This is a genomic window from Bacillus sp. SIMBA_026 (genome assembly GCF_046535335.1).
Classification (GTDB): domain Bacteria; phylum Bacillota; class Bacilli; order Bacillales; family Bacillaceae; genus Bacillus; species Bacillus velezensis.
Genome location: NZ_JAWRWX010000392.1, coordinates 1 through 246, shown reverse-complemented (window position 1 = coordinate 246; position 246 = coordinate 1). Strand labels below are relative to the sequence as shown.

General features: G+C 50.8%; 1 protein-coding gene. It reads left to right on the top strand.

Translation table 11 applies throughout. The features are described 5' to 3' along the window. A partial coding sequence (locus tag SB847_RS21940; RefSeq protein WP_410578840.1) for a secretin N-terminal domain-containing protein occupies positions 1-246 on the top strand: 246 nt, incomplete at both ends.

The window sequence follows — 246 nt, the reverse complement described above, 5'->3', positions numbered from 1 at the left end:
AGGAGCGCAATCAAGGCTCTCGGAATAACTCTGGAAGCAGAAATAGTAATACTCGTTCCGAAGGAACTCCTCTACTTGGTAACAACGATGGCGAGTACCGTAGAGACAGTCAGCAAAACCAGCTGCAAGGCAACGGTTCTAGTATTAACACCCAGTCAGAAACCGACTTATGGGGCGGCCTGAAGGACGTTATTGAAGGCATTATTGGCGACGGCAATGTGGTGCTCTCGCCACAGGCGGGCATTG